Below are 12,714 nucleotides of genomic sequence, written 5' to 3' on the forward strand. Positions count from 1 at the left end.
GAGGCTAGATCAATCTCATTGACCAAATAAGCGGGATAAATCAGGATGAGGCATTGCGAAAAGAGGGACAATGACCCGGTCTGTTCTTGCTGACCTTGATGCCGTTCTCAGCATTGCTCGCCTTGGCTCCTTTAGAGCGGCCGCCCTCGACCTCGGGATATCGACAACAGCGTTGAGCAATTCCATCGCAAAACTCGAACAGCGCCTCGGCATCCGCCTGTTCAACCGGACAACGCGAAGCGTTTCGCTGACCGATGCGGGAAAGACCTTCGTTGAACGGGTTGGCCCAGCGATGACTGACATCCACGATGCTATGCTCGCCGCTCAGTCATTTCAGGAAATTCCGAGAGGCACGCTACGCATCAACGCGTTTGCGACGGCAGCACGGGAAGTGATGGAGCCGCTCATCCTTGCGTTTTTGCAGCGCCATCCTGAAGTGCATATTGACCTGGTCACCGAAGGACGGATTGTCGATATCGTCGCAGCCGGCTTCGACCTTGGTCTCAGGCCCGCAGAGCTGGTTCCCGCCGATATGATCGCCGTGCCATTGGGCCTAAGGCGCAGCAACGCCGTGGTTGCATCCCCGGAATTCCTGAGAACGCATGGAAGGCCGGTCGTTCCGACCGACCTGTACCGGTTCCGCTGCATCCGCGCCCGCCTTCCCAACAACGCTTTGTTCCGATGGAAATTCGAAAAAGACGGGAACACCGTCCAGATCGACGTGCAAGGCTCGATCACCCTGGACGAGTCCAGTCTGGTGAGGATCGCCGCGCAAAATGGTGTCGGGCTCGGGTACGTTATGGAGGCAGACGTCCGCGAAGACATTGTAGCCGGGCGCCTGGTGCGCGTTCTCGATGACTGGACGCCGACGCTGGCACCTCTGGCGCTGTACTATCCCGGGAGGAAAAACCCGCCAGCGGCATTTACCGCTTTCATTCAGGCCGCCAGGGAGTTTGCAAACCGATAACCATCGGTTTGACAAGGCGACTGGCCTTCGAAGCTTCGTTTCCTGATCTCATAGCCGGTTTCGGCCCACGGATCCGGGATTGACATCGAGGCTAATCACGGATAAAAGTTATCCATGATTAGGAGGCCTACCATGAAATTGAGCGAAGGTGTCGAACAGGCAATTCATTGCGTGGCTTTCCTTGCCGGCTTGTCCGAGGAAGGCGTGCTGTCGGCCGCAGCACTCGCCGAACTGCACGGCGTATCGACGAGCTATTTGCTGAAGCATCTGCAGGCGCTGTCCGGCGCAGGCATCGTCGCGACGACGCCGGGCCCCAAGGGCGGCTACCGTCTGGCCAAGGCGCCGAAAGACATCAGCCTGCTCGACATCGTCCTTGCGGTTGAAGGTCCGGCGCCCGCGTTCCGATGCGCAGAGATCCGCCAGCGTGGGCCAAACCCTCTTCCGCAGCGCTACTTCACCAAGCCCTGCCAGATCAACACAGCGATGCTGAAGGCCGAGAAGGCCTATCGCGCAGAACTCGCCAAGGTGTCCGTCGCGCACCTTCTGGAGGACCTCGGCGCAGACGACGACGGCGGTATCGCCGCCCGAGGATGCGCCTTCCTTGAACTCCATGAACGCAAGACGGGCAATCGCGCCTTGTCATAGGAGAAAGCACCATGACCAAGATAAAGAAGGTCGTCGTCATCGGCGGCACGGGCCTGATCGGATCGAAGGCAGTGAAATTGCTCCAGGACGCTGGCCACGAAGCCGTCGTCGCCAGCTCCCGCAACGGAATCAACGCCTATACGGGCGAAGGACTGCAAGCCGCGCTCGCGGGCGTCGACGCCGTCATCGACGTCTCAAACATGATGTCGTTCGACAAGGACGTCATCACCGACTTTTTCGGGACGTCGAGCCGGAACTTGACGAGCGCCGAACAGGCTGCGGGCGTGTACAATCACGTTACCCTCTCAATCGTCAACGCTGACCAGCTTGCGGCTAATCCTTACATGGCTGGCAAGCTGACGCAGGAAGAGGCCGTCGCATCCTCGGGTCAAGCCTATACCATCGTCAGGGCAACACAGTTTCACGAGTTCATCGAAACCCTGACCGGCGCCTATGCAGCCGACGGCGCGGTCAAGGTGCCGGATATCGACTTCCAGCCGATCGCGGCCACCGATGTGGCCGCCGCTCTCGTGCAAGCCGCGCTGGGCGAGCCGAAGAATGAAACGATCGATCTTGCTGGACCGGAACGGGCACCGTTCGGTTCCTTTATCCGGGCATATCTCGATGCAAAGGGCGACGTCCGGCCGGTGACCGCAGACGCCGCGGTTGATTACTTCGGCGCTCCTGTCGCGAAGGGTTCACTGGTGCCCGGCGGGGAGTACATCAAAGGCCAGATCACCATTGCGCAATGGCTGAAGGCTTGAGGAGAGTGCACGATCATGAAGACCATTCTCTATGCGTCTGCGGCACTCGCGGCGCTCCTTGCGACCGCGTCCGCCCATGACGTGACAAAGCCCGGACTCACATACGACACGAAGGATGCGAAGGTGACACTCGTCTACGAGCATCCCCTGCTCGACCACCCCGGCAAGAGCGTCAAGGGCGTCCTTGTCGAGTATGGACCCGGCGGCTACAGCTCTGCCCACCCGCATGCGGAGTCCGCGCTCATCTACGCCACGGTCCTAGAAGGCGCGATCCAGAGCGCCGTGAACGGTGGCGAGACAAAGACCTTTACCGCCGGTCAGAATTTCACCGAGCTGCCCGGAGACGACCACGACGTCAGCGCCAATGCCAGCAACACCGCACCGGCGAAGCTGCTCGCCGTCTTCGTCGTCGATACCGACGACACAGTCCTGACGACGCCGCGCAAGCCGTAGCCCCACTTAGCAGCCTTCTTACTCCAGCTACTTCACAAGCAACGACGGATTCTCCGGCGCCCGGAAAACCGTGCCCTCAAGAAAGGAAAAACAATATGTCCCGCCTGAACTGGTCCGAAGTCGCCCCCGAGGGAGCAAAGGCACTCTTCGGTGTTCACCACTATGTCATAGCCAAGACGAACCTGCCGGCCGAACTGATCCACCTTGTCTTTCTGCGCGTGTCGCAGATCAATGGCTGCGCCCACTGCATCGACATGCACAGCCGCAATCTGCGCAAGACGATGTCTGTCGACAAGATCGCGCTGCTACCGGTGTGGGACGAGGTGCCTCACTTGTTCAGCGAGCAGGAACAGGCAGCGTTGGCCTGGACTGAAGAAGTCACGAATGTCAGCCACACCCATGCGTCAGACGAGGCTTATGCCGCTGCCGCTGCAGCTTTCGAACCAAGAGATCTGGTCGATCTCACAATCACCATAGCTGCGATGAACGCCTTTAACCGACTTGGTGCGCCGTTCCGTCTTCCGGTGGCAGCGAAGGCTTGATCGGGCCCGCGACACTGCAGAAACAGGTAGCCTGCCGCGCCTCGCAAAGGTCCGGCAAGCTGCGCCAGCGACGTAAGCGGCGAGCTGAGGCCGTTCAGGCTTCTAGTTTCATGGCAGGAGTGCATCGAGATCGCTGCTAGGCCAGCCGTTGGCGATGCGCTCAAGGGTCTGGGTGAGCAGGCCTGCGGATCTACGTTGTTCATCTTCGCCGTCTGAAGGAGTGTGGCGATTGTCGCCCAGGTCCTTCCACCGCCATCGCTGCCAGCGAAGAGACTGTTCTTTCGCGTAATTGTCTGGGGCCTGATGGCGCGCTCAACGATGGTGGAGTCGAGCTCGTCGGACCAGAACCGCCGCAACTGTCGGGGCGACCCGTCAAGGCGATCGGGCACCGCCTCGATCATTCGCATCAATCCAAGGCTAGCCGCAGGCCTAGACATAGATCCTCACATTCAGAGAACTCGTTTGTCCAAAATACCCTGCCCAGTATCAGCGATGCCAGATGGGGCCTCCTTGCCGCTTACCCTCTTTCTCAGATATCACTTTGCTTTGGGGGTTGGTACAACGCACCCCCGATGCCATGCTCACATTGATTCATCTGGCTGGCTAACTATGAAAGCCACAAATTAGCGGAATAATATGGATGCCAAGATCCATTTGCAGTGATGACGCCGACCTTTTTTGCTGGCTCATTTGTCACATTCACTAGTTACCCCTAAAACACCGGTCGGTTGCGTTCTTGATTTTCCATACCAAGGGATGACCGGCGCGCGTCGGAAGCTCAGCCACGGCGGTTTCTTGACTGGCTTAGTGCTAGTTTCTCGCACGCAAAAATGAGGTGCTGAGCATAAACCTAGAGCGCATGAATGCAACAAAGGAAGCTCAGCTGCCAGTATAAACCTAAGACGTTGAAGTTTATCAAGGAGCGAAGGGCCGCCACCGCTCAGGTGGCCAGATGGCTCAGGCAGCCTTGGTTGATTGAGGGGCGGCACGCGAAGAAGGAATCATGAACCTAGCCATGAGTTGCTGTAGTGCTTCAGCTTCTGTCGCCAAAGACATCATGGCTGCCGAAGATTCTTCAACGATTGCTGCATTTTGTTGCGTGTCCCTCCCAAATCCCGATATTGCATGATCAATCGCCGAAAGACCGCTTGCTTGGTCGGTGGTATTGGTGGTGATCTGCGCAACGGCATTTCCGATTGAGGTTATTTCAGCAATGATGGCTTCCAGCGCGTTGCCGGCATTGTTGACAAGATCGACACCTGAGCTCACCTGATCACCAGAAGCATTAATCAGGGTCTTAATCTCCTTGGCTGCCTGAGCCGAGCGCTGAGCAAGTTCGCGCACTTCCGTTGCCACGACTGCAAATCCCTTGCCTGCCTCCCCTGCGCGTGCAGCTTCTACGCCTGCGTTCAACGCAAGCAGATTTGTCTGGAAAGCAATCTCGTCGATGACGCCAATTATGTTGGCGATCTGGCTGGAGGAGCCCGCAATTTTGCCCATGGCTTCAATCGCATCGTTGACCACGACGCCGGATCGGTTCGCACCGTCGGTGGCTTTTTGTAACGTCGCACTGACGTCATGGGCAAGTCTTGCAGTTGAAGCCACCGCATCCGTCAAGTGTGACAAGGCTCCGGAGGTTTCTTCGATCGTTGCTGCCTGACGTTCAGAACGAACAGAAAGATCATGGTTCGTTTCGTTGATCTGGCGGCTACCGACATTGATTTGCGCGATGACGTCATTGGCCTGGGCAATAACCGCCTCCAGCCCCTGCATTGAGGAGTTATACAACATTCGAAGTTCATCAAGATCGTCTGACAGGGCCTGATTGATTCGATATGAGAGATTGCCGGAAGAAAGCTGCCTAAGTGCATCTCCCAATACGTCCACAGCAGCGGCTATTTTTGCTGCTTCTTTACTCTTCTCTGCTTCCCGCGATTGGCGCTCTGCGTCTGCCTCTGCAGTGGCCGTCTCAATCAAGAGGGCTGCATTCTCTGCCTGTTTTTGTGCGGCCACCGCCTGCCTTACGGCATCGTCAGCCGACTCGAAAGCTTTCGAAAGGGCAAGCGTCAAGGGTATGAGGACGAGTGTCTGCGCGATCAGCACGACGGCGTGGAGCATGACGCGAGAAACGTCCGACGCCGTTGGGAACACTGCCAGTGGCATGATGAAGTAGAGAAAGAGATGATGGCATGCCACAAGTGCCGCATATGCCATGATCGCACGCCAATCAATCAAAGTTGCACATATGGCCAGTGAGGCAAAGAAGTACATATGCGCGTCAATCTGCAGGGGCGAACCGCGGAAGGAATACACAATTAGCGCTACACTGGCAGCGTTTGCCGTTGCTGCCATCAGGCGCGTTGTCGGCCCCACCGGGTCCTTGTACCAAGCGATTGTCGAGGGAATCGCAACGGCAATTGCTGCAAGAACAGGCACCCAATCGATGGCTTCCGATCCGAAAAACTCCCGTGCTAAGATCAGAAGCACATTGACCCAAAGTATTGAAATTACGCCGCGGCCGGCAAACTCACGAAGTCTTCCCAAAGAAGCCATTTTCCCCCCTCTTGCAGCCAACTGCAAGATTCTCATTCAAAACTACCAACGCACCCGCCTTCATCAACCTGGATGGAAAATCAGGGTTGGTTGAATAAGCAACAATGATCCACTCGTAGCGTCCGGCGGAAACGATCCTCCCATCTGCCTGAGCAATTCGATTCATTCTCGCTGCATTCGATTCAAAAGGACTGCTGATCACGAGTACCGTATCGCCTCGAGGAGCGGCCCAGACTGCAAAAATGAGAAGAGTACACAGTCCGAAGTTGGCAAATATCAACCTGATATCCATGAGCTTTTCCACCTACAGGTCCGACAGATTTGGAAGAAATAAGTAAACAGCAGTTTAATTTTTTAGCTAGAACTAATCATCGATTTGTATTGCGGCTGACTTACCGTTTGTCACCCTCGATTATCCCGCTGCGGAAGTGGAAAACTTCTTGATCCAGGTAAGAATATCTTGGCCTTTGCAGCTTTCAAATGACGTGCGCAGACCACAGGTTGAAGAGGAAGCAAATGCGCCTCTTTCGAAGAAGGGGTGGGGATTCTTGTTCGCGTCTGTTTTTGGCGCGGGTGGTCGTCATCTAGGATGCAGAACAGCATTGATGATGAGTGAGGAAATCACTCATGCCGCTTCACCGGCTACTAAGGCCGGGCTGCCGCCTCTGCCGATGATTGGCGGAGCTGACCGGCAACGTGACCAGCAGACGGCGGGCACCGGCAAATTTGTAACGCTGTCTTTCGACGTAGGTGAAGCATCCCATTTCAATTACCTGAGGAAAATGCCGTTGCTGGCAGCGAGCGCGCGAGGTTGTAGGTCATACAAATTCAGCTAGCGCACGGTCGGGCTTTTCCGGTCACGGCATACCTGCTGCAAACGCAGCAACGGAATTGGAGCTTTGGCAAGAGCGCGTAGAGCCCCGAGATCTTGCCAAAGTTCATACTTTTCATCGCTATCAAGTCCACGACACCGCCACGGCGTCGCGATGCTTTAGTCAATGATCTGGACTAAGCCAGACCGACCGCCGGCCGCAATCGGTCGACAGCAACACGAGTTTTGAATTGAAACACTCAAACGGGATCCGGGAGCAGTTGATCGGTGGACGCTATGTCATGCGCGATCGCAATGGGCGAACGATTATCAACCGTCCGCCCGCCGCCCGCGATGTGTACCGATTTCAGCATCTGGACCGCTGATTCTCGTGATCGGTTCCCTGTCCCGACTTCGGAAAATCTGAATGTCATGACGCCCTTCCAGTTCTATGGTTTGTATCCCGCCCCTGCTGAGTCCGGCGCTGATCGCTCTGATGGGCGGAAACGGCGCATCCAAACATCGAAAACCTCGGATACACCATTCCCGAACGTACGTCGCAAGAACGAGCGCGACATTGTCCGCGGGTCACTGAAAGTCACGGGAGACCCTCGGCCAGGAGCATGCAGTTGATCCCTGAGGCCCGGGCCGGAATGGGCCGATATGTAGCATTCTGCAATGACCGACACCCGCGTTCTTCCCTTGACCGAAAAACCCCTGATCAGGTTCACTTTGACCAACCGCAGCTAATTCCGCTTGGGGGAAACGCCGAAAACCACTTTGCAAAAGCTCCGGAACTGTTCAAGCAAACCGAGGCATCCCATTTAATTGGTCAATCGGGTGCCTGTTTTGGCAGCCTTGCGCGCTATTTCACCGAAGGTCTGGACGAGTTGATTCATTGTCGTGGGCTCGTAGTAGTAGTCTGCGGCCCCACTTGAACAGGCCTCCAGAAGCGTCTTTCCTTTGGCAGGTGCCATGAAAGCGATTGCATAAATCTTGATGCCATCGGCCTTCGCCTGATCGCAAATTCCACGCACCTTGTCATCAATTGACTTGTTCCAGACACCCGTGCTCCCCGTCATCTCTCCATCCGTCATGAAGACGATGAAACGCTCGAAATTCTTATTCTTCTTCGCGTCATGAGCGTTTTTCTCCGTCTGGTTGGTCCGACCCAACGCTGTCAACGCATTGGTTAACGCACCACTCGCGTCCGTTCCACCGTCTGGCTTTTCGGATATCTTGTTTACGTATCGGGCAACGTCGCTGCTGCCCCACTCAATGCGCTGCTCGGTCTTTGTCTTGTCATCGTAAGACGAGGCACCGAGACGCAACAGGCTGCTGTTGGGGTCAGCCTTCTTGAGCTCATCAAACATCACACCGGCGGCTGCTTTAAGCGAAGCGATTTTGGTAATGTAATTGGTAGCATCAACCCATTCATCAACCGTGCGCTCACACATCTGTGTCTCATTGCCAGGACACGGGTATCTCTCTTTGCGCTGCTTTTTAACTTTCTTTGTAGGCGCGACGGGATCGACAGTCGTCGTGTCCCAAGCCATCGATCCTGACTCATCCAGTGCAAGATACATCGACAATGCATTTCCCTGTCGGCCGCTGGAGGCCTGGCTTTCAACCGAAATCCTGAAATTATTGAAGCCCAGAAGTGCACTCATGCCATTCAGGGAGAGATTATAGGTTGATGTCATCCGGACGTCGTACGTTTCTGAGTTTCCTGAGGTTGTTGTGCTGACTGCGAACGTGGTGCTGTCCTTCAGCTTCTTCTCGTCTTCCGCTTTCTGGGCTGCTGTCTTTGCAGGCTCGGTTGCCAAGGTCTGCGAAACAAATGCATTGAGTCCAAGTGCTTCAGCTTCCTCAGAGCTCATGTTTCCCTGATCAGCCATCGCGGTTGCGGCAGCAAGAGCAGCAGCATCTGCCAGAGCCTGCAATCGGTTCTTTTCAGCAAATGCGTGCGTTGCATCTATGCCAAAGCCGGCAACTCCAAATACAAGAGGCACCAGAATTGCGGTCATGATTCCAAAGTTTCCAGATCTATCACGAAGGAGCCGTTCAATTTGACGGGACATTTAGATCCTCAAAAAGTGAGCATTGATCGTATATCAACCGGTAATTTGGATTAGTGAAGGCTAATTTAACTTGCGAGCGACACTAACCATGCTCTTGCGCGTGATAGTTAATCAACATTTGCCGATAATCATCGCCGAGGAGGCCGGCGAGCTGGAACTCCGCTTCCAGGCAGGTCGGGCTCTTGCGAAGTCAGCTCACGACCAATTCTTATAATTAGGGCAGTCCTCGGATCTAAAAGACTTAGTCAGTCTCATATGCAAAATATCGTATCCTTGCGCCGCGAGTTTCAGGCGAAGCAGAATGTCCCCCTCCCTCGTCGCAGACCAGCTTGTAACGAAACGTCCGCCGTCTTTCGACAAAGGGGATAGGGCAAGGGACTGGGCTTAGCCTCTCGATGGTGCATGGTCTTGCCCAACCGCTTGGTGGCGGCATCCGGATTTTTAGCAAATTGGGATTAGGCACAAATGTTGAGCTTTGGCTGCCAGAGGCGGCTGGTTCTCCTCTTCAACCTCTGACAATACGGAGGGGCGGCCCGTCATCCCCCATCCACCGGGGAAAGACGCTGCTCGTCGATGACGAAGAGGTTGTTCGCATCCATACAGCACACATGCTTGATGAGATTGGCTTCGAAGTTATTGAAGCATCCAGTGCGGAGGCTGCTCTTGCAGCGCTCGATAACCTGTCTGATCTGACGCTGCTTGTGACGGATCATCTGATGCCGGGTATGGATGGAGTGGAACTGAGCAAGCGCGTTCAGGCCCTTCGCCCCACCCTTCCATGCCTGATAATCTCGGGCTATGCAGACGTTGAAAGGGTGGCCCCGGATCTGCAAAGACTAAATAAGCCGTTCAAAGTCGAAGTGCTCCAGCGGATGCTCGCGGAGATGAACCTTGCCACACAATGACTCGATTGCTGATCCTGTCAGGCCTGGCAGGGGACCGGCTTGCCGTGCGTTCAAACTGTCACTTGCTCTGAAGGGCGCGCCAGGCGAAGGGGTCTAATAGACTGCAGTCACAAGGCAGTGCAGAGACCGATTGGACGTTGCCGCCGTCCCTGCCTATAGTCCTTGCCCAACCATCGTTGTTCCTCTCCTCGCAATAAATTTAGAAGCTCGGCGACGCATCGGCTGACAGCGCGACGAGAGGCATTTGTCCTGGAGTTAGCCATGATCGACGCATCTGCACCTCGCTCACGGCAGCTGGACAGAGTAGACTCATCGTCGAGCGGCATCGTAAGCCGACGGTGGCGTCCTCTACCGTACAGAGTCGAGTTTAATTTGCAGAAATGTAACAAAACAGATTCACGACGTTGATTGTTTCGGAATGCGATCTAGGTTCAGCTTTGCGCGGACCTAACTGCTCTTGTGGGCTGCCCACTGCCTGCAAGAGCAATTTCCGCTATTGTGACATTTGCTTATGTAATGCGAAAAATCACCCCTGATTTGTATATTAGAATATTTAAATTTTTCTTGTTCTCGGTTAATTGCCCGGCGATTTCTGGATTGTAGAATTACTACATGTCTGCAAAAGCTCTGAGACTCCGCACCGGTTCCGATCATACTCATGATGACGATAAGCCACTGCACCTGCTAAAGCTGGTTTGTTTAAGCGCACTAGCCTTTTTTTGCTACGGCTTGCGCGTGGTTTGTTGTTATGTCCTCCACGTTTGGCGCGACAAGCTCCGACTGGAAGGACCTGCGCAAGACATTGGACCCCCGTTGTAGTATCCTTGGGGTCATTGCTCACGACGGATCGCGATCCTATCACACCAATCAGTTTCTACGCCATTGGTTCATCGAAAGTTCGTCGCTAACAGAACGATGGTTCTGCAATGAAGCCGACGCCCGCGCTGCCGGTTTTGCGAGGGCGCGCTGACTACGACATTGCGGATCAACGGGGTTGAGAGAAAGCTCCTTGCGTCAGCACACACGCAGTGTCGTGCTTGGTCAGCGTTAAGAACGTTCATTGTTATGCAAACGCAGCATTCACAATTTTGCCTATCTGAAGGATCTGCTGCTCCATCAAGCATACGACGCTTCGCGCGAACAATCCTGCTTAGGCGAAAGCAGCTGCCGCTTCGCCTCATTGGGCATGGTCATTGAACGCGGAGAACTGACGCATTAGGATATCCTCACCCTCCTTAATGAACGTCACTCGATCCCGCCCTTGATCCTTCGCCTGGTAAAGCGCGAGATCAGCCCGCGCCACCAGCTCAGTCGGGTGACTTACGGTTGACCCTTTCGTAAAAACTGCGACACCAAAGCTTGCGGTGACCACAGCGTGTTCGCTTTCTTCATGCGGAATGCCGAGTCGAGCAATTGATGTGCGCACCTTTTCAGCCAAGATTAGCGCAGTTTTAAGATCAGTATCCGGCAGAAGAATTGCAAACTCTTCGCCGCCAAACCGGCAGACAAGGTCACCAGACCGTCGCGCTACGCTAGCAAGCGCTGCAGACACAGACTTTAGGCAGGCGTCTCCCGCCATATGGCCATATCGGTCGTTGAAGGCCTTGAACCTGTCGACATCAATCAGGATCGTTGACAATGGTCGACCTGAGATTGCTGCTGTTTCAAACTCTCGCAACAAGCTTTCATCGAAAGATCGACGATTGGCCAGCCCCGTCAATGCATCGGTTTCTGCCAATCCTTTCATCTGCTCGGCAAAACTTTTAAACGACAGCTCAGATTCTTTGACTGAGGTGATGTCGGACACGAGTGCCAACACGTAATTTTCGTCTGTTGCTCTGGTTCTGAGGGAAAGCCAGCGTCCATCTGCAAGCTGGAAGATTTCATCCTTGTCTGTGAACAACTTCTCCGCCGTTATTTTTATCTGGTGATCGTCCACATCCGATGGCAGATCGTTTCGTTCGCCACTACGAGCGGTGACTTTGAGAATATCGAGGATATGCGCACCTGGTTTGCGAGCATATCCGGATTTCGGGAACAGTGCCTTGTACCTCTCATTGCAAAAGACAATTCGCCCGTTTGGCCCGAACATTGCAAACCCGTCTGACATTTCTGCCATCGCAGTTGCCATCATGTTTCGGCTCGCGGAAAGCTCCTGCTCCAGAAGCTTCTTCTCGGTAATATCCACCGTTGCCCCCGCTAGCCCGACAAGTTCTCCATCCCGATTGCGCAACGGAACCTTTGACGTCGAATACCAGCGAGGTGGCTTACCCTCCTCGATCAGGTATTCTTCAAAATGGTCAAGGGGTCTACCTGTTCTTAGTACGTTTGCCTCGTCGGCCATTAGCTGGTCTGCACGTTCACTCGGGGCCAGGTCTCTATCGGTTAGCCCTACCATTTCGGACGGGCTTGCTCGACCATTATGGTGAGCCACGTTCTGGTTGACCACCACAAACCGGTGATGAAGATCCTTGACATAGTGATAGTCGGGAGCCTGGGTCAAAGCCGCATGCAAGATATCGCGCTCAAGCGTGAACTTTCGAAAATGGGATAGAAAGAAGCCGATCGCTGCCGTTGCCGCGAAATTTAAAAGGACAATTGGAACCCCCATCTGTTTGACAGCTCGCTCGAAGTCATACTGAGGCAATATTGCAAGAACAGAGATTGACAGTGCACCTGCAAGAACTGCTGCACTGAGGATTGAAGGCGAATCACTCATCGGTTTCGATCTGGCGATGAACCACAGCAAAACACCACACGTGAAGACGATACCGATCGCGATCAATCCAGGAAGAGCTCCCGCGCCCCCAAGATAAACTCTAAAAGCAGCGGCTATGAGAGCGGCGATAAATGCGGGTCCGGGCCCACCGAAGACAGCAGCCGATTCAATGATCGCGAGGCGAAGATCAAAAATCACCCCGACGTCAAACCGTACGGCAAGGGTCATTGAAGCAAGTGCTGCGAGACCGAACGTGACGCCAAGCCCCACTGCT

At 54.8% G+C, this 12,714-nt stretch carries 12 protein-coding genes and 1 pseudogene; 8 read left to right on the top strand and 5 right to left on the bottom strand.

The window, feature by feature from the left end:
* Window positions 1–70 precede the first annotated feature (70 nt).
* The 5 genes from G6N80_RS04755 to G6N80_RS04775 all read left to right on the top strand — a co-directional run bounded on the left by G6N80_RS04755 (window position 71) and on the right by G6N80_RS04775 (window position 3,371).
* Window positions 71–967 (top strand): LysR family transcriptional regulator, encoded by an 897-nt coding sequence (locus G6N80_RS04755; RefSeq protein WP_165131685.1) that lies wholly within the window; start codon window positions 71–73, stop codon window positions 965–967.
* Between the two features lie 132 nt (window positions 968–1,099).
* Window positions 1,100–1,612 carry an RrF2 family transcriptional regulator gene (locus tag G6N80_RS04760; protein ID WP_062554843.1) on the top strand — a complete coding sequence of 171 codons (513 nt, stop codon included), beginning with the start codon at window positions 1,100–1,102 and terminating at the stop codon, window positions 1,610–1,612.
* Between the two features lie 11 nt (window positions 1,613–1,623).
* Complete coding sequence (locus tag G6N80_RS04765; protein WP_165131688.1) at window positions 1,624–2,376, top strand: SDR family oxidoreductase; 753 nt, start codon at window positions 1,624–1,626, stop codon at window positions 2,374–2,376.
* A 15-nt stretch (window positions 2,377–2,391) separates the two neighbouring features.
* Window positions 2,392–2,829 carry a cupin domain-containing protein gene (locus G6N80_RS04770; RefSeq protein ID WP_165131691.1) on the top strand — a complete coding sequence of 146 codons (438 nt, stop codon included), beginning with the start codon at window positions 2,392–2,394 and terminating at the stop codon, window positions 2,827–2,829.
* A gap of 95 nt (window positions 2,830–2,924) precedes the next feature.
* A complete protein-coding gene (locus tag G6N80_RS04775; protein WP_165131694.1) occupies window positions 2,925–3,371 on the top strand; it encodes a carboxymuconolactone decarboxylase family protein in 447 nt (148 codons plus the stop codon).
* A gap of 108 nt (window positions 3,372–3,479) precedes the next feature.
* Here the strand turns inward: G6N80_RS04775 and G6N80_RS04780 are convergent.
* The 3 genes and pseudogenes from G6N80_RS04780 to G6N80_RS04790 all read right to left on the bottom strand — a co-directional run.
* Window positions 3,480–3,706 (bottom strand): annotated as a pseudogene (locus G6N80_RS04780) (transposase domain-containing protein); the annotation flags it as partial.
* 622 nt (window positions 3,707–4,328) lie between these two features.
* Window positions 4,329–5,924 carry a methyl-accepting chemotaxis protein gene (locus G6N80_RS04785; RefSeq protein ID WP_165131696.1) on the bottom strand — a complete coding sequence of 532 codons (1,596 nt, stop codon included), beginning with the start codon at window positions 5,922–5,924 and terminating at the stop codon, window positions 4,329–4,331.
* Window positions 5,899–6,216: a hypothetical protein gene (locus tag G6N80_RS04790; RefSeq protein WP_062554847.1), complete on the bottom strand. Its 318-nt coding sequence runs from the start codon at window positions 6,214–6,216 to the stop codon at window positions 5,899–5,901. The genes G6N80_RS04785 and G6N80_RS04790 overlap by 26 nt, the downstream gene beginning before the upstream one ends.
* A gap of 148 nt (window positions 6,217–6,364) precedes the next feature.
* Between G6N80_RS04790 and G6N80_RS04795 the strand changes: the two genes are divergently transcribed.
* Window positions 6,365–6,760 (top strand): hypothetical protein, encoded by a 396-nt coding sequence (locus tag G6N80_RS04795; RefSeq protein WP_165131698.1) that lies wholly within the window; start codon window positions 6,365–6,367, stop codon window positions 6,758–6,760.
* A 226-nt stretch (window positions 6,761–6,986) separates the two neighbouring features.
* Window positions 6,987–7,121, top strand: coding sequence for a hypothetical protein (locus G6N80_RS23460; RefSeq protein WP_281360720.1), 135 nt, complete (start codon window positions 6,987–6,989; stop codon window positions 7,119–7,121).
* A gap of 438 nt (window positions 7,122–7,559) precedes the next feature.
* On the opposite strand, the gene G6N80_RS04800 is transcribed toward G6N80_RS23460, so the two are convergent.
* The gene (locus G6N80_RS04800) at window positions 7,560–8,762 is read right to left on the bottom strand and encodes a vWA domain-containing protein (protein WP_165131700.1); all 1,203 of its coding nucleotides are present in this window, start codon (window positions 8,760–8,762) and stop codon (window positions 7,560–7,562) included.
* 449 nt (window positions 8,763–9,211) lie between these two features.
* On the opposite strand from G6N80_RS04800, the gene G6N80_RS04805 reads away from it, so the two are divergent.
* On the top strand, window positions 9,212–9,721 hold the full coding sequence (locus G6N80_RS04805) for a response regulator (RefSeq protein WP_165131702.1): 510 nt from the start codon (window positions 9,212–9,214) through the stop codon (window positions 9,719–9,721).
* A 1,177-nt stretch (window positions 9,722–10,898) separates the two neighbouring features.
* On the opposite strand, the gene G6N80_RS04810 is transcribed toward G6N80_RS04805, so the two are convergent.
* Window positions 10,899–12,668: a diguanylate cyclase gene (locus G6N80_RS04810; RefSeq protein ID WP_343048624.1), complete on the bottom strand. Its 1,770-nt coding sequence runs from the start codon at window positions 12,666–12,668 to the stop codon at window positions 10,899–10,901.
* Window positions 12,669–12,714 lie beyond the last annotated feature (46 nt).

Origin of the sequence: Rhizobium rhizoryzae (assembly GCF_011046895.1) — a bacterium.
GTDB lineage: Bacteria > Pseudomonadota > Alphaproteobacteria > Rhizobiales > Rhizobiaceae > Neorhizobium > Neorhizobium rhizoryzae.